The organism is Paenibacillus sp. 2TAB26 (assembly GCF_052115145.1).
Lineage (GTDB): Bacteria > Bacillota > Bacilli > Paenibacillales > Paenibacillaceae > Pristimantibacillus.
This window is the reverse complement of sequence record NZ_JBFRGC010000007.1, coordinates 148,125-166,014: the sequence shown is the minus strand read 5'-3', so window position 1 is coordinate 166,014 and position 17,890 is coordinate 148,125. Positions and strand designations below refer to the sequence as shown.

At 44.0% G+C, this 17,890-nt stretch carries 11 protein-coding genes; 3 read left to right on the top strand and 8 right to left on the bottom strand.

Annotated features, from left to right (window positions below):
• Positions 1 to 149 precede the first annotated feature (149 nt).
• Complete coding sequence (locus AB4Z50_RS09560; protein WP_441878285.1) at positions 150 to 1,196, top strand: bifunctional transcriptional activator/DNA repair enzyme AdaA; 1,047 nt, start codon at positions 150 to 152, stop codon at positions 1,194 to 1,196.
• Positions 1,197 to 1,309: 113 nt separating this feature from the next.
• On the opposite strand, the gene AB4Z50_RS09555 is transcribed toward AB4Z50_RS09560, so the two are convergent.
• Entirely contained in the window at positions 1,310 to 1,603 is a 294-nt protein-coding gene (locus AB4Z50_RS09555) for a hypothetical protein (RefSeq protein ID WP_441878283.1), read from the bottom strand.
• Between the two features lie 254 nt (positions 1,604 to 1,857).
• On the opposite strand from AB4Z50_RS09555, the gene AB4Z50_RS09550 reads away from it, so the two are divergent.
• The gene (locus AB4Z50_RS09550; RefSeq protein WP_441878281.1) at positions 1,858 to 2,544 is read left to right on the top strand and encodes a hypothetical protein; all 687 of its coding nucleotides are present in this window, start codon (positions 1,858 to 1,860) and stop codon (positions 2,542 to 2,544) included.
• A 19-nt stretch (positions 2,545 to 2,563) separates the two neighbouring features.
• On the opposite strand, the gene AB4Z50_RS09545 is transcribed toward AB4Z50_RS09550, so the two are convergent.
• Positions 2,564 to 2,821: a hypothetical protein gene (locus tag AB4Z50_RS09545; protein WP_441878279.1), complete on the bottom strand. Its 258-nt coding sequence runs from the start codon at positions 2,819 to 2,821 to the stop codon at positions 2,564 to 2,566.
• 608 nt (positions 2,822 to 3,429) lie between these two features.
• On the opposite strand from AB4Z50_RS09545, the gene AB4Z50_RS09540 reads away from it, so the two are divergent.
• A complete protein-coding gene (locus tag AB4Z50_RS09540; protein WP_441878277.1) occupies positions 3,430 to 5,076 on the top strand; it encodes a glycoside hydrolase family 19 protein in 1,647 nt (548 codons plus the stop codon).
• A 360-nt stretch (positions 5,077 to 5,436) separates the two neighbouring features.
• Here AB4Z50_RS09540 and AB4Z50_RS09535 read toward each other — a convergent pair whose 3' ends face one another.
• The 6 genes from AB4Z50_RS09535 to AB4Z50_RS09510 all read right to left on the bottom strand — a co-directional run bounded on the left by AB4Z50_RS09535 (position 5,437) and on the right by AB4Z50_RS09510 (position 17,705).
• Positions 5,437 to 10,194: a cadherin-like beta sandwich domain-containing protein gene (locus AB4Z50_RS09535; protein WP_441878275.1), complete on the bottom strand. Its 4,758-nt coding sequence runs from the start codon at positions 10,192 to 10,194 to the stop codon at positions 5,437 to 5,439.
• Positions 10,195 to 10,494: 300 nt separating this feature from the next.
• Positions 10,495 to 12,966: a LuxR C-terminal-related transcriptional regulator gene (locus tag AB4Z50_RS09530; protein ID WP_441878273.1), complete on the bottom strand. Its 2,472-nt coding sequence runs from the start codon at positions 12,964 to 12,966 to the stop codon at positions 10,495 to 10,497.
• A 402-nt stretch (positions 12,967 to 13,368) separates the two neighbouring features.
• Positions 13,369 to 14,508, bottom strand: coding sequence for an efflux RND transporter periplasmic adaptor subunit (locus tag AB4Z50_RS09525; protein WP_441878271.1), 1,140 nt, complete (start codon positions 14,506 to 14,508; stop codon positions 13,369 to 13,371).
• 21 nt (positions 14,509 to 14,529) lie between these two features.
• The gene (locus AB4Z50_RS09520; protein WP_441878486.1) at positions 14,530 to 15,363 is read right to left on the bottom strand and encodes a carbohydrate ABC transporter permease; all 834 of its coding nucleotides are present in this window, start codon (positions 15,361 to 15,363) and stop codon (positions 14,530 to 14,532) included.
• A gap of 52 nt (positions 15,364 to 15,415) precedes the next feature.
• Positions 15,416 to 16,312, bottom strand: coding sequence for a carbohydrate ABC transporter permease (locus AB4Z50_RS09515; protein WP_441878269.1), 897 nt, complete (start codon positions 16,310 to 16,312; stop codon positions 15,416 to 15,418).
• The gene (locus tag AB4Z50_RS09510) at positions 16,305 to 17,705 is read right to left on the bottom strand and encodes an ABC transporter substrate-binding protein (RefSeq protein ID WP_441878267.1); all 1,401 of its coding nucleotides are present in this window, start codon (positions 17,703 to 17,705) and stop codon (positions 16,305 to 16,307) included. The genes AB4Z50_RS09515 and AB4Z50_RS09510 overlap by 8 nt, the downstream gene beginning before the upstream one ends.
• Between the last annotated feature and the right edge of the window lie 185 nt (positions 17,706 to 17,890).

Sequence of the window (17,890 nt, the reverse complement as noted above, 5' to 3'; positions counted from 1 at the left end):
ATCCGTTGTTGGATTGCGTTCTGGTAATCAGATTACGAACTTCATCTGAATACATGCGAATCAAAAAAAATAAATGCCTGATTTTCGGCTACGTTATATTTCTGAAGGCTCTATAATAAGAGCATAATCTAAGATTAGGGCGTGCAAACATGGTACCTGCAGAGCGTAACGAAGAATACTACAGGGCGTTATTAGAGAAAAGAACGGAATATGAAGGCGTATTTTATGTAGGCGTCAAAACGACTGGCGTGTTCTGTCGTCCAACCTGCCCAGCACGAAAGCCAAAATTTGAGAACTGCGAATTTTATGAGACGGCACAACAAGCGCTGCTTGCCTCCTATCGGCCATGCCAAAGATGCCGTCCGCTTTCCCACCCAAACCATGTATCGGAGGTTGTTCGCCAGCTTGTTGCTGCCGTTGAGGAAAATCCTGAAAAACGATGGAAAGAACAAGATTTCAAAAATCTTTCGGTTGATGAGTCAACAGCGCGCCGTCAGTTCAAGAAGCGATTTGGCATGACGTTTGTTGAATATGCTCGCGCTCGCCGCATGGGACTTGCCTTGAAGAACATTAGATCGGGTCAAACGATCATTGATACTCAGCTATCTGCTGGTTATGAATCCAGCAGCGGTTTCAGAGATGCTTTCTCGCGAATTATGGGGGCCGCGCCTACATTAGTAGAGAATAGTCAGGTTTTGAAAGCTTCTTGGATCGATACACGGCTAGGGCCGATGATTGCAATTGGGGATGAGAGTGCACTTTATCTTCTTGAATTTGTTGATCGGCGAGGGCTAGAGCGCGAAGTAGAAAGGCTTCGTCAACGGACAAAATCCGCCATCATTCCAGGTGTCACGGAACCAATCCAATCGATTGAAAGTGAATTGACCCGCTATTTTGACGGAAAACTGACCGAATTCAAAACCCCCGTCTCATTGCTTGGATCACCTTTTCAGAAGAGCGTATGGGAGCAATTAATGAAAATTCCGCCGGGCGAAACGCGTTCCTATTCAGACATCGCCGCTGCACTCGGTAAACCATCCGCCTATCGTGCTGTCGCTCAGGCCAATGGCGCAAATCAGCTTGCGATTATGATTCCTTGCCATCGAGTCATCAACTCAAATGGTGATTTAGGCGGCTATGGCGGTGGATTAACACGTAAAAACTGGCTATTACATCACGAGAAACAAGGAGAATAATATGACGTTGGAAGAAGTGCGCTGTCCGTGCATAACCAACCGTACTTTTAAAATGAAAGACCGATCCCAGCGTTCTACACGAAGCTGAGATCGGTCTTTCATGACGGATTATCCTATAAGCTTATCCTTTCTACAACCGTTACTTCAAGACCGCCAAACTTTGTCGCTAGCTTACTATAGATAAAGGCACTTAACATCCCAATCAAGCCGTAAACAAAAATAAGTATAACGGGCATAATAATATAAGGAATTCCTGCTGCCAGTAAGCCTGGCTTGCCAATAGCGAGTCCAATAATCGCGACTAAAAAGCCTAAAACAACCATAATCGATAATGGAATAATAGCAAAATATAATGTCGCTTTAAAAGCACTCTTCGGCCCTATTTTTATAATTTCTAATTTTTTCATAACACTTCCCCCTCCTTTTAATTTTATTTTTGATATATTTTCCACAATAACATAATGTTACATTATTTTTTTTATTTTTTATTAAATTCTTGCAAATTTTCTTAAAGCTGCCCCTCACCAAACACCTCAGCCCGATACTTCTTAGGCGTTACGCCTAAAGCTCCTCACCGACTGCACCAACTGGTTTGGGCGCCTCCGTTGCTTCGAGCAGTCAAATTAACTTGAGCTGAAACGCTTCCTCGGATAATCTGGGCGTGACTGGATATGACATCTACCGCGGCGGCAGTTTTCTCAAATCGGTAGCAGCAACTACAGCCAGTGATACTGGCTTGTCCGGATCGACAACTTACAGCTATTACGTAAAAGCAAAGGATGCGGCAGGCAATCAATCGGTTTCGAGCAATACCGTCAGCGCAACTACACAGTCCGGAGGGATAGCAGCTTGTTCCGGCGCATTAACCTCCGCAGCTGCCATTCAAGGTGCGATGATCAATGCGAGCGCAGGTACAATAATCACGATTGCGCCAGGAACCTACTCAGGTATTCGAGCTGCAAGCGGTGATCCTAGATTGGATGCTAACGGCGTTCCAACTGGTGTTTTCTATTCGGGCGCTAGCGGCACTTCCGGCAGCCGCATCATTTTGAAGGGTTGTGACCCAGCAAATCCCCCTATATTGCAAGGACCCGCTACCAATGATGGTTCTTACGGCATTCATCTAACAGGCGACTATTGGGAAATTCACGATATTAAAGTAACAAGAGCACAAAAGGGGATCATGATCGACAATGGGAACTACAACTTCATCTTCAAGGCCGAAATATACAATGTGGCGACGAAGGCGTTCATTTCAGGGACGGCAGCTCCTACAATACACTGGATAACGCCAACAATTATGATACTGGAAAATATCAAGCGGGATACGGCGAAGGCGCTTATGTAGGATCGGATGAAAGTGCTGCTTACGAGCACACGGTCATTGGCAATACTATAAGATACACCACTTTCGGCCCTGGAATAACAGCTGAGCATATCGATATTAAAGAGGGTGCTGATGGAACTCTCGTGGAATATTGCACATTTAACGGCACTGGAATTTCCGGGGCAAACTCAGCGGACAGCTTTATTGACGTGAAGGGGTTAACTCCAAGATCTACAACAATACTGGCAGCCGCAATGGCAACAGCAGCGTAGTCGATGCGTTCCAGAATCGCACCCACGGCTCAAGCTATCCAACTGGCACCAATAATGATTTCAAAAACAATAGTGTCCATTTGGACGGGGTCGGGTACATCGTAAACGCAGTAGGCGGTTCAGCTAAAGTGAAGGACAACACAAGATCCGACGGCTCTTCTAATCTTTATAAAGGAAAGTTTACCCTATATTAATAGCTTATAAAAAAAATCAGCCTCTTTGTCGCTTTAATATGCGACGGTTTGTGACTTGCTCAATTTAGAGCAAGTCTTTTCGTTAATGATTATCAACGAAACTAGGGGGTTATCTGGCAATAGCCTGAGCTTACTTTTTGACCGCTTCTATACGGCAGATAGCACAAGGTCTACCCTAGGACCTTGGCTTGGCCTTTCTATCGCTGCACCAGACACCGAATAAATCGATCAAAGCCCCAGTACAATTGCACTGGGGTATTTTTGTATTATTTTACATAAAAATATTAATATCTCATAAATTTATCCCTAAAAATAGTTCGAATGTTGTAACAATCGACACGAACAAACAAAATAATATAGTTATTACCGTCTATATATTAAATTTTTGGAAGATTATATACTTGTTGTTGAAATTAACAAAATAGTTTAGGAGGATGTCTATGAAACGCAAACTGATAAGCAGAAAGCTCATCCGCATAAGCGTCATTGTATTATCCACTTTGTTATTATTGGCTCAATTGGAAGCGGTGTCAAAAACCGTGTCCGCCAATGCTGCTCAGCAGCAAGCTGCATTAACGGCCTCACCGTGGGTGTCCACCCAAGTGTATTTAACCGGCGATGAAGTGAGCTACAATAACAACAACTATCGAGCCAAATGGTGGACACAAGGCGATGTACCCGGTGCTGGCGCTCCATCGAGCTCACCATGGCTGCTGCTTGAGCCAGGTACGGGCGGGGGCAACCAAGATCCAACTCCTCCTACAGCTCCAACGAATCTTGCCTCGCCAGGAAAAACCGCTAATTCAGTCACATTAACTTGGAATGCTGCAACAGACAACATTGCTGTAACTGGTTACGATATTTACCGCGGCACTACAAAAGTTGGTTCCACAAACGCCTCCACATTAACTTACACCGATACTGGCTTGCAGCCTGACACTTCGTATATCTACTCTGTATCCTCAAAAGACAGCTCCAGCAACACAACAGCAAGTACGGCCATCACCGTAAAAACCTCTCTTGCCGAACTAAATGTCGGACAAAGCCGCGTTCTAACCGATGAACAAATTACAGCACAATGGGGCGGAATTGATCCTCAATATTCACCAGCAAACGCAGCGGCAGCCGTACAAGCCGCACTGCCAAAAACAGAATATGAAGCACTGTTCCCGATGCGTATTGGTACACCTGCATGGCACACTTTCGCTGCTAGCAAAACGTATTATAAACCTGGTCAAGTCGACTATTATTCTTATGACAACCTAATCGCTGCAGTAACAGACGTTGCAAACATTAAGTACAAGCTTGAATACCGCCAAGGTGCTACATGGAACAACCGTGTATTCCGCTTGAACAAAACAACGAAAACAGAAACACTCATTTCTCAAAATGCAGATTTCAACGCTTCATGGAATTTGAACGTACCGGTCATCTCTAAAACGGTTGATTTTGGCACATTTATTAAAGAAGGTTCCACTGTAAACCGCAAGCGCGAGCTGGCAGCTTTCCTCGCCAATATTGCGCATGAAACAGGCGGAGGCTGGGCGACAGCACCTGGCGGCGAGCTGAGCTGGGGACTATTTTGGAATGAAGAAGTCGCTTATATTAATTCCACAAACACAGGATACATTCAAAGCCATGCCGAATTCCCTCCAGTTCCAGGCAAGTCGTATCACGGACGTGGACCGATTCAGCTTAGCTGGAACTACAATTACGGACTTATTAGCGGAATTATTTATGGAAATCAGAACACATTGCTCCAACAACCTGAATTAATCGTAAACGACGGCAAGCTAGGCTTTATGACAGCTATCTTATTTTGGATGACTCCACAACCGCCGAAACCTTCTGCACATGATGTAATGGTCGGCAACTGGACACCATCTGCATCAGACATTGCCAAAGGGTTAACACCTGCTGGGTTTGGTGTAACCATTATGATTATTAACGGCAACTTTGAAGGAAACAAAGACGAGACGGACTACCGAGTCGGTCGCCGTGTTGGTCATTACCGTGACATTACGACAAGAATGGGCATCAGTATAACTGGCGAGAAAGTCAATACAATCGGGATGAGCCCGTTCTAAAAAAATAAAAACCAAACAATAACTCCGGTCAACAACAGCAAAATAACGACTGCTCTTTCTCCGTGAAGAGCATGCTCCCCGGCCAAGTTTAATAGCCAATCGATGCAGCTGAAAAGACTGAAACAGCAGCCCTATTGATAAGGGCTGCTGTTTTAAGTTTAATGCAGGTATCTATCCTGCTCGAATGACTCGGCGCCTTTTCGCGTTCCAGAACTTGATCCATACGTCCCTATCATCATCGCGATATAGACGAATACCTATGATTTTAAAAGGTGTCCAAATTTCATTAAAATAGTAGTGAGGCATATAACTCCATCCTTTAATAAAAATTCCAAGTTTCAGACTCTAGGATGCACTTATTCACTTATTCCGACTTGCCAGTATATTCAGCAAAACGGTTACAGCTTCAGCTCTTGTGGCATGGTCTTGAGGGGCGAATTCATTATTACCCTTCCCCTTTACTATGCCCGCTTGTTTTACGTAAGCAACGCTAGCTCTCGCCCACGCAGGAATATCATTATCATCCGCGAAGCTTGTAGCAGCATTGGCTTCCGTAGACTGACCCAAAGCTTTAGCTAGTATAACTGCCATCTCTGCGCGTGTAATTTCTGCATTTGGACGGAAAGTACCGTCCTCATAGCCATTAATAATACCTTCCTGTACCGCTTGTGCGATTGCCTTCTGCGCCCAAGCTGGAATCTTTGTTGTATCTGTGAATGACAGTTCCGCTCCCGCTTCTTGCGGCTTCAACAAATTCATCAGCATGACTGCAAATTCTCCACGTGTCACGGTATGGTTAGGCCTAAATGTACCGTCCGGATAACCTGTCACGATTCCATTACTAATCGCCTGTTTGATGTTATCTTCAGCCCAGTGTCTGGAGATATCAACTAAGCTAATCGTTGGTGTTGGTGATGGTATCTGTTTTGGCGTAGGTACCGGAGTTGGTGTTGGCGATGGTGTAGGTACCGGCAAACCACCTCCACCAGATACAACCTCTTTTGCACGTGTAACAATGATATTGTATTGCTTCTTTGTAACACCGTCTTCGGCTGTTACGTGAACGATGAATGTGTTCTCTCCTACTGAAAGCTGTTTGAAACCTAAATCTGTTTCATTAATCGTAGCTGTTGCAGCACTCTTAGTAGCTGTAATTGTTGTACTCGTCACGCTATAGGCTACATTCCCGGTATAAGCGAATGTACCATTTACAAACTTCGGACTGAGTGTCACGCCGTTTAATGTCAGTTCGCTGAGAGTTGCATCTGAGCTTTGCGCACGCGTTACGATAACGGTGTATTTTTTTGTACTGCCGTCCTCTGCTGTGACTTGCACAGTGATGGTGTTTTCACCTACTGAAAGCTGTTTCGAACCTAGATTGGATGCTGTAATCGTTGCTGTTGCATCACTTTCGATTGCCGCAACTGTCGTGCTCATCACGTCGTTAGCTACATCTGCTGTATACTCCAAAGTTTCGCTGTCAAACGTTGGGCTAAATGAAACGCCGCTTAGTGTCAATGAGCTTAACCTTGCATTTGAGCTTGCTGCACGTGTTACGGTGACCGTATAACTGTTTGTACTGCCGTCTTCCGCTGTTACATGTACGGTGATCACATTCTCTCCTACCGTCAGCTGTTTCAACCCTAGATCGGCTGCTGTAATCGCAGCTGTTGCAGTACTCTTGCTTGCCGCAACTGTCGTGCTCGTCACGTCGTTAGCTACATTTGCGGTGTACGTTAATGTACCGCTGGCAAATGCCGGACTGAGTGTCACGCCGCTTAACGTCAATGCACTTAGCGTTGCATCTGAATTTTTAGCACGCGTTACGGTGACCGTATAACTGTTTGTACTGCCATCTTCCGCTGTTACATGTACGGTGATCACATTCTCTCCTACCGATAACTGCTTCAAACCTAGATCGGATGCTGTAATCGTTGCTGTTGCATCGCTCTTGCTTGCCGCAACTGTCGTGCTCGTCACGTGATTAGCCACATTTGCCGTGTACGTTAATGTACCGCTAGCAAATGACGGACTGAGTGTCACGCCGCTTAACGTCAATGCACTTAGCGTTGCATCTGGGCTTGTAGCTCGCGTTACGATGACCGTATAGTATTGTGTGCTGCCGTCTTCTGCTGTTACATGAACGGTGATCACATTCTCTCCTACCGATAACTGTTTCAAACCTAGATCGGATGCTGTAATCGTTGCTGCTGCATTGCTCTTGCTTGCTGCAACTGTCGTACTCGTCACGTGATTAGCCGCATTTGCCGTGTACGTTAATGTATCGCTGGCAAACGCCTCGCTGAGTGTGACGCCGCTTAACGTCAACGTGCTTAACGTTGCGTCTGAGCTTAATGCTCGCGTTACGGTGACGGTATATTCATTTTTCGTAATGCCGTCTTCCGCTGTTACATGCACTGTAATCACATTCTCTCCTACCGATAACTGTTTCACACCTAAATCAGCTGCTATAATCGTAGCTGTTGCAGTTCCCTTGATTGCCGTAACTGACGTGCTCGTCACGTTGTTAGCTACATTTGATGTATATTCCATTGTTTCACTATCAAACGTTGGACTAAGCGTCACTCCGCCTAACGTAAGCTCGCTAAGCGATGCATCAGCACTCTTCGGATTTCTTACATTTGACTGCACGGTCAGTATTTGCGGCTCAGACTCCGGTTGCAGAGCTGTTGCCGTTATACGAACGGAGATCGTATCATTTTCCTTAACAGCAATATTATCGATGCTTGTTTCAGAAATTCTCTCATACAAATTATTGTTGACTTTATACTCCATCGCTGAGGTAATACCATTTAACTTGGTTGTCTCACCAATCGTTCCTGGTTCCAAAGTGCCCGTTGTCGGTGCCGCCGCAGACTTGATGTTTTCGCGTGTTACCGTTAACGTTTGGTCAAGTGATGCAGGTTGTGTCATCACAGCCGCTAATCGAACGGAAATCTTTTCTCCTGCATTGACAACAATATTGTCCATGCTTATACCCGTTATTGCCGAGTACGATCCAGAGCCCACTTTATATTCCATTGCACTCGTCACGCCAGTTAGCTTTGTTGTTCCCGCACTTGTCCCAGCGGTCAATGCCGACGTTGTAGGTGCACTACCCGACTTAATATTCGCTAGAGAAACCGTCAATGTTTTTGTGCTCAATATATCTGCTGCTGCACGAATAAAGACTTTATCTCCCGCATCTGCAATAAGGTTATCCGCTTCCATGCCGGTAATTGGAATATAAGTGCTGCCGTCAAATGAATATTCCATCCCCTCTGCAACGCGGATTAATTTGGTTGAACCGCCGTCCGTTCCTTGAGCCAAGGCTACAAACGCCCATAATTGAGGATATTTTCCCGGGAGAATATACCACTCCGTATTGAAATTCCAGCTGTTAAAATGAGATTTCGTTTGCATTTCAGCGGTTGATTTCCCAATACCTCCTCCTGTATCTCCTTGGTGAGTGGTTTGACTGTCGTAGTAGCTGTTATTGGTTGAATCATAAGCTACATTACCATTCAAGCCACCTACTAAAGAACTCCCCGACACAGATCCTGTTGCGTAGCTATTGCTTACTGAGCCAAATTGAGCGACACCAATCAAGCCGCCAACATAACTTGCTCCGCTCACACTACCTGTCGCGTAGCTGTTGCTAATGGACCCGTATTGACGAAAACCAACCAATCCGCCAATATAAAAGACCCCGCTTACATTTACCGCCGCCATGCTGTTTTGTATGGTTCCATTTTCACTATAGCCAACCAAGCCTCCTACAGCGGTAGAACCTTGTACCGTTCCTGTAACGCTGCTGTTGCTAATTTTTCCATAATTAGTACCAGCCAGCCCTCCTACGTTGCTGCTTTGACCAATTATATTAACATCTTCCAATACCATATTTGTAAGGGTGCCCTCTGCATTCACAGAACCAAATAATCCTTTGTTTCCAGCGTAATTAGTATCGATTTTTAAATTTGAAATTGGATATCCGCTGCCGTCTATATATCCTTTAAACGGCTCAATATCATTTCCTATCGGCTCCCAGTTTGCGAAACCGTTTAAATTAATGTTTGCTACGAGCTTGTAATAAGTGCCGCTATCCATATTATTTCTAACCTCATTAAGATGATCAGAGGTTTCTATGAGATATGGATCACTTATTGTACCCGCTCCTGCTCCTGGATACAGCTTTCTAACAAGCTGGCTTACCCCTACGTCTGGAAAGCCAGACGCGGATATGTTGATATTATGATTGCCTTTTGCCAGGACGCCGGCTTTTATCGTGATTTTCCCGTTATTGACCGTATATTCCGTTCCCATAGCGAGAGTGGCAGATCCATCCTTCACCGCCGTGATCGCTTGGCGCCACTCCGAATCGTCAGCGAACGTAAGCTCAATATCATTCGCATTATTGTTATCCGTCGTGTCCGCTATAACTGTGGGCGGGGTGAACATGATAGCCGTAATTTCTAACGGCAAACCGTAAGGCGTGTTATCGCTATCCAAAAAAGCCCCTGCATCAATCTTTATGGCGTTTGCCGCACCAACTAGATTGTCTTTAAAATTGATTTGAAGCGTGCTAGATGTTGCGTTCGTAACGGTATCGTCTGCATCAAGAGCTGTAAAGTCGCCGTCACTTGTTTTTTTAATGGTAATCTTGCTTTTCAAATCCTCTAAAGTGCCAGCTTGTTTCGCATATACGTTAAACGTAACCGTTAATGTCTTATTGTAATTACTAACCACTTTGGTCATTTCCCCAGAATCAAGCTGAAGGTTACGGTAATAACACTTTTTGGGGGTTCCTGCAGCAGGATCACCGAATACGTCATTTGAACAAGCTATACTGTTAGTCGCAATTTTTGTATTAAAGCTATAACTACCATCATTACCCCAGTATCGTACTTCTTTTGTTCCTTCAAAGCCGCATGTAGTACGCTCATCCGCACAATATGTCCAACCCGCACTGCCGTCTGGGCCAACGTTTGGCGCATCTGCAAATGCAGGCAACGCAAGAGACGACGAAAACAATGAAAAAACCATTAAGCCCAATAGTAAACGAACCATATAACCTTTTAACAATACTCGCATCGAGCCTGATATTCTTTTTTTAAACATCGCTTTTTTAACTCTCCTATGGATAGACTTTAGTGATTCTAGGTATTTCACAACTATAAAGATAAGGCCGCAGTACAAACATTTAAATCTAGTTCCTAAGTATGACGAACTACTAATTATTTCCCCGATTTCTGCTTTATTCATTTTAGACTTATAGCTTTTATCCCCCTTTTATACTAATTTATTGTTGTAGATTATCTTTTTATGTCGAATCTCCTAATGGTCCCTCTAACTATAAGACTATATTTTCAAAAAAAAAACTCCCCGAATGGGGAGGTATGTGTAAGAAAAAGGGGGCTATTATACGATTAGCATTAATTGTTTGGCATGCTGCAACGCCTGCACCCGATTGTTTACTCCAAACTTTCTATACACATTTTTTATATGGAACTTTACGGTTTCAGCAGTAATATTCAGGCTAACGGCGATTTCCTTGTTTGACAATCCGTCCCCAATCAACAATAAAACCTTTGTCTCTTGTTCGGTTAGCAGGACTTTGTGCGATTTGTCCTCTACTTGTATGACAGTAAATGCTTGAAGCAACTGTCTAACATACTCCAGTGAAACCATGGGAGGAGCGGATAAAACTTTTTCTCGCTTTCCCTTCATATAAGCAGTCAGCAGTTCAGCTACTATAGGTCCTTCATCGATAAAGCTGCGTACATACCCCTCTGGTTGCCCTAAGTGTAATGCCTTCTCCAACTGTTTCCTGGCAGCCTCAGTATGACCCAAACGTTGATGCATCACGCTTTGCATAATTAAAACTTTAATTTGATCGCGGAGACGATCCTTCTTCTCTACTATACGATACATCTGTTCCAATAAGAAAAGCGCTTCTTCTATCCGCTCACACGCTGCAAGCACTCTGGCCAAAGATAGATACTCTGCCATTCGAGACAATGGAACCTCATCCGTATGTGCCAGACCACATCTTTGCATCCAATCAAAAGCAGCTTGGGGCGAACCTTGCTGCAGTGATAAACGAGCTTGTTCCGCTTCTATGCCCAACATAAATAATTCGAAATCAGGTGAGTCAATTTGTCGTGTCAACTGAATGAGCAGCTCTGATGCACGGATTGGAATTCCTTTGGCTTGCTGAATTCTCGAAGCACTTATATAATTTGGAATCATAATCCGGGCATATGGCACGATGTCCCTACGCTCAATAGCCTTATTTACATATAGCTCTGCCTCGTCCAATCGATTCCACTCGTATAGCAATTTGCTATAGGAAGCGTATAAAAAACCGATAAAGGGATATTCTTTTTTATTCTCCCAAACGTTAATCCATTCCAAGAGGAATGTGTCTACGGCTTGAAGATCATTGATATGCGCCAAATGATCATCAAATATATCATATGCTTGATGTCTGTTACGCCCCATCGTTTGAAAAAAGCTGCCTTCCGGCACATATTTCTCTACCAACTCGAGGTATGTCGACAGTCGCTCCAAGTCCTTTTGAAGATACGAGGAAATAGAATAAAAAAAGTAGATATTGCCCATGACCTGGCGCCATTCCACTTCGCTCATCTTTCCCTGCAGCGCTTGTAGGCGAGTTTCTACTTCCCCAATTCTTATGAAGGCGGCTTGCCATTCTCCGATTCCTAGTAAGACCGAAATATACAATAAATCAATCATTGGTTTCTCTGCAAAAGCGTTTTCCGGTAAAAGCGATACCCACTTAACTAACAAAACCGTTTTCGAATGCACTAACTTATGCAAATTTTTCTCTATTAAACGGACAGCTTCCTCTATCTGCTTTCCCTCTAAGTAATGGTCTACTGCTTCTTCGTCAAAGCCATGATGCTCCAGCCAAGCAGCTGCTTGATTATGTACTTGCATCCACTTTTCCGAGTCTGTTCGAAACAATATTTGTTGCAAAAAATCTGAAAGCAGATGATGGTACCTATACCAATTTCTCTGATCATCCAACGGGATAACAAACAAATTCAGCTGCACTAATCTCTCCAATTGCTCCTGACTATTCGGGTGGCCCGTTACAGCCTCGCACAATGAATGATTCATCCGACTTAAAATAGAGGTTTCCAATAAAAAAGTGCGTATGGATGCCGATTGATGCTGAAATACTTCTTCCAATAAATAATCGGATATATGATGCTGCTGACCCTTAAATTGTTGAATGGTCGCAGCTATGTTATCACTTCGCTTCAGAGAGATTGCTGCAAGCTGCAAGCCGCTGATCCACCCTTCTGTCTGATGGAACAGCTCCGTCACTTGTTCTTTAGACAATGATAAATCAGTCGTATCCCGAAAAAAAAGAACGCCTTCCTCCAGCTTAAAACGCAAATCGTCGATGACGATTCGGTGTAAATCACCTTTTGCCAGCAGTCTGGCGGTAGGTATCGTCAACTCGGTACGGCTTGCGATATAGAGATGAATCTGAGAAGGCAGATGTTCGAGCAAATAGGCCATGGAATGGTTTATAGAGGAAAGTTCAATAACGTGATAGTCGTCAAGAATGATGACAAGCTCGCTGGTTAATTGGCTGAGCTCATTAAGCAGCGCTATAATGGCAAGCTCCGTCGAAGTCGATGAACCTTTTTCGAGCAGCACCCCTACTGTGGAGCCAAATCCGGTAATTTTTTCCTGAATAGAAGCTATGACATATTTCCAAAACTGAATCCAATCATTATCCTGCTTGTCGAGTGAAATCCAGGCAACAGCTGCATCGCATTGCCGCACCCATTCACTTAAAGCTGTCGTTTTCCCGTATCCAGCCTGCGCAGAAATAAGCGTCAACTTAGCTTCCATTCCCGCATTAAGCATATGTATTAGCCGTGGTCTTGGTACTAAAGAGTTACGCACATGGGGGATGTGAAGTTTTGTACTTACAATCAATGAAAGTTCCTCCGTATACCTGTTGCGATTGGTAGAACATAATTTTTAAGGTTCGCAGCGAACCTGCTGTTTATAATAGAAATTACCATTTTAGGAGTCTTATCTAATAGGAATAGTATATCAGTTAACTCGGTATTAAAATATGGAAGGATGAAATTGAACCTAAAAAAAGAACCATACCCCTTTTACATGGAGTAAAGCTCCTTCTTAGACAATCTCAGGCACCAAAGCCGGCTCTAATCCGTATTCCACATGACAGGTCAAATAATAACTGTGGACAGCGGACAAACCATATAACATTTATAGGACACCGTTCTAGTGAACGCGAACCTTGTCGCCATCCTGAAGCGGATCTCCGCTCTCGAATACAATGGACTGCTGCTCGAACAGCCCATCTGTAACGGCAGATTGTGTATCATTTGAATCAACGACTGTAATGTACACTTTGCGCACATAAAATGCGTTGCCTAATGGTCCACTCCTCTCCTCCATGGCAAATACATATTTTTTGTCTCCCTCATCGTGAATCGCTTTATTCGATACCAGAATGGCATCATCTGTCTTCTGAGTCAGCATAACCTCGGCACGCTCTCCTCCCTGCAATTGATTATCCTTTATCGCAACAAGCAATTTCTTCATTGCCGTATGCGAGGCTGTGCTCCCGCCTTCCCCTGCTGGACTAAGAGTATCAGTATCTTGAATTTCCACTAGGCTGCCCTCGATTTGTCTAGCCTGCATGCCGCTCAATTGAACATCAAGCTTCGCTCCTTTTTTCAGCGGGGCCGCTGCAGCCTCAGGAACTAGAAATTCAAATTCAAAGCCAAGGCTTGTGTTGGCAATCGTGACAGCAGGCCCTCCTTCGGATGAAGCCACACCCTCGACTGCGCCAACCTTGGTTACAATTCCGTCAAAAGGGGCAACCAATGTGCTCGTTTCTGCCAAATTCTCCTGCAGCTTCTGAATTCTCCGCTGCTGCATATCCGTATCAATCTCGTTTACCTTCAGCGCATGTTTGGCGCTTTCGACGCTCTTCTCATCCCCGCTTTGCGAGGCTTCGACATAGCTTTGCTGCAGCCCTGTATTGAGAAGCTGCAGCTTGCTAAGAGCGGCCTGCTCGTCTAGTATTTGATTTTTTGCAGCCTTTTGGTCATAAACAATCAATACCAGCCCTTTCTTAACGGGTTCCCCTTCCTTAACATTCACTTTGTTTACCCTCATCCCGGGCTCACCTGACAAAGCCATTTGCACCCGCCACTTCACAATGCCGCTGCCTTGAAAGGTATGATTAAGTTCACCACGGTTTGGCGTAACTAACACGACCTTGGGTAAAGTTAAGGACATTAGCGTATTGCTAAACAGCGTAAATCCGATTAACAGCCCCATAAACAAGCCAAACAGAAGGCGAATTTTTCTTTTGCGTCCAGGCACTGCTTGGCCAGCTAGTTGTAATTCCATTAAAATCCCTCCGTGAATGGGCTAACCTTTAATTCCCGATAGCTGAACACCCTCAACAAAGTAAGACTCTGCATATAAAAATAACAGCACCATCGGAGTCATATACAAAACGGAGGCAGCAAAAGCAACGCCCCTTGCACCCTCGCTAATACGCGATAAATAGAGTGACAACGGCTGCTTGAATGTGTCCTCAAGAAATATAAGCGGCTGCTCAACCATGTTCCAATTATCAACAAATAACAAAACAATTAAAGCGGCGATTCCCGGCTTGACGAGCGGTACAATAATTTGATAAAAAATAGTTGCATGCCCTGCCCCATCTATTTTGGCGGCTTCAACATACGTATATGGAATATGCATCATGAACTGCCTAAGCATAAACACGCCAAAAGCGCTGAAAATCCCCGGCAGTATAATAGCGGAAGCTGTATTCATCAGCCCCAGCTTATCCGCAATAATATAATTGGGCACTAACGTCACTTGAAACGGCATAAGCATAGTCATCAAATATACGACAAACAGCTTATCCCTCCCCCAAAACCGCAGCTTGGCAAATGCATAAGCGGCTAGAGACGCGATTATCACTTGCAGTACAATAATGGGTACGACCAAAAACACGGAATTCCAAAACATATGGAGAAACATCGGTTTATGAACCAATACCTCCGCATATTGACCGAATGATACCCAATCTGGGATCAGCTTTAGATTGATATATCCGTCTTTTTCCCCTGCCGCAATATTAACCATCTTGCCAATGAGATTATAGTTATAGTCAATTTCGGTCTCTGTCATGAATGAGTTGGAAAATGTAACAACAATGGGGAATAGCATTGCCGCAGCAAGCCCCCCCATGATAACTGACAACACAAGCTTCTTTAATAATGGCAATCCTTTCACCACCTTTTCACCCATCCATGGAATTCCGAAAACGCTTTTCGATGGAAAGCATGACCATTACAAAAGCAAGAATACAGCCTACCATTAGAACTGCAGCGGCTGTCAGCTTCTGTACATCAAGGGATAAAAACATATTATTCATGTAATGCTGCAGCATATAGATGCGGTCATGAGGATAATTGCCTGCGATCAGATACGTTTCACGAAACACTTTAAACGAATTAATAATAGAGATAAGGACGACAAAAAACAGGGTCGGAGTCAAATAAACGAGCGTAATATGAATCCATTTATGAAAAATGCCCGCTCCCTCAATATCCGCCGTCTCATAATAGTCTTTAGGGATGCTTTGAAGCCCCGCCAAAAATAATATGATGTTATACCCGATGTTTTTCCACGTATATACGATGGCGAGCACACCGATTGACCACTCCGACTTCATCCAATCTATTCGATCCAGATGCAAGCTCTGCATCCAAGCATTCAATGTCCCATTCCAGTCGAACATGATTTGCCATATCATCACAATAGAGGCGACAGGCACGACAAGCGGCAGTACAAAGGCGGTCTGCAGCCAATTTCGAATAAACAGCTTTTGATTCAGCAAATGCGCAAACAACAAAGACAAAGCGATAATGAGCGGTACACTAACGCCAGTGAACAGAAATGTATTGGCTGCCGCTTTCCGAAAGGATGCGCTGGCCTGCAAATCCTTGTAATTGTCCAAACCAACAAATGAACCGTTAACGGTACTATCCTGAAATGAATATACAAATCCCATGGCAAACGGGACAAGATAAAATAAGGAAAAACCAATCAGGCTCGGTGCCAAAAAGCAGGCTGCCGCAGCACCATCCTTGCGCAGCAGCCTGATCAGAACACTTTTGATGCTTTTCCTATTCATTTAAAACAGTCGTCACTCTATTTTGAATTAGCTTTGCCACGGCTTCAGGCGTTTTTTGTCCGGTGAAGTAAGCTAAGGACTCTTCTCTTACAATGTCATCAATATGAGTATTGTTGAACTGAACCGAATATTTGGCCCCAGTAAGGAATTTATCTAGATCGTCAATATCCTTTTGGGTAATTTCAAACACTTTGCCCTTCATCGGTCCGATCGGTTGAATAGACTCAACCGTCCCTTTTTTTAAAACGTCCTGGACGACCCTGCTGTATGAAGCTTTACTGAGTGGGAAGCCGGCACTGCCTGCTCGATGCTGCATTTCATCAGAGTGCATAAATTTCAAGAAATCCCATGCCTCCTCTTTTACAGAAGACTTTGCGTTTATGCCCAGCGTTTGATACGTTCTGAAGGAGCCGCCTGCCTGCTGACCGCTTGCGATCGGCTTTAAGTATAGTTTTGTCTTGTGGGATAGACCCCCTGTCAAAAACTCGCTTTGTTTTACCTCACGAATATAATCGTCAGGCGAGTTAATTTGGGTGTCTCTAAATATAGGAAAACCTTTATCTCCACTCATGATTTTGTCATCGAACACGGATTTTACTTCTTTCAGCAAATCAGTAAAGGCAGCAGAGTCAAAATTAGCCTTTCCGCTCTCTTTATCCACAAACGTCCCATATTGATCATTAACCAGCTGCGTAATCATATATTCTGGCTCAGTTGTGCCTAATACCGATTGATTCTCATCTGTATGCTTGACGAGTTCTCTAGCCGTTTCTATAAACTGAGTCCAGTTCCAATGGCTGTCGTCAATCTTAACGCCGCTTTTCTCGATCAACGTATTATTGCCGAATAGACCATAAATAAAGAAGCCAAGCGGCATCCCATATAATCCTCCGTTCACTTTCATTCCGTCCAAAATATTGCCGAAATACTGTTCCTTCTTAAAAGTTGGATCCTTATCGATCAGCTCACTCATATTAACCAAAAGCTGTTTTTTTATATAATCCCCTGATGGCAGCTGGTCCATCTCAATCAGGTCAGGCCCTTTACCGGACAACAAAGCCGTACCTGTCGTTTTGATAAACTTCTCCAAATTGACCTCTAAATCCGCATCCTCTGTATCGATGTATTTGAGATCAATGGTGATATTGGGATGCTTGTCTTCATATTTCTTTTTGGCTTCTACAAAAAAATCGTTCTGAAAAAAAGTCGAGAACACAATTGTTTTTTTCTCATTGCTGTTTTTCGGTTCAACCGTTTCTTCCTTAGGCGGATTTGTACTGGTCTGCCCCTCGCTCTTTGTCTGCGTACCTCCTGAATTTCCGCCTGCAGCAGAGCTGCATGCAGATACAACCATCATCATTATCGTCAACAAGATGAACAATGYCTTTTTCATAGGTTCTCTTCCTTTCAATTGCTATCATTGTCTACTGCTTGCAGTTCTATCGTTCCGAGGCATTACTTCATCAGTATAGTGACTGGATATATGATAAGTGAGATAGAGTTGTATTGAAGTTGTAAAATATAAAAATACAAAAAAGCCAATTGCACATGCAATTGGCTCTCTTCGTCTCATTCTAT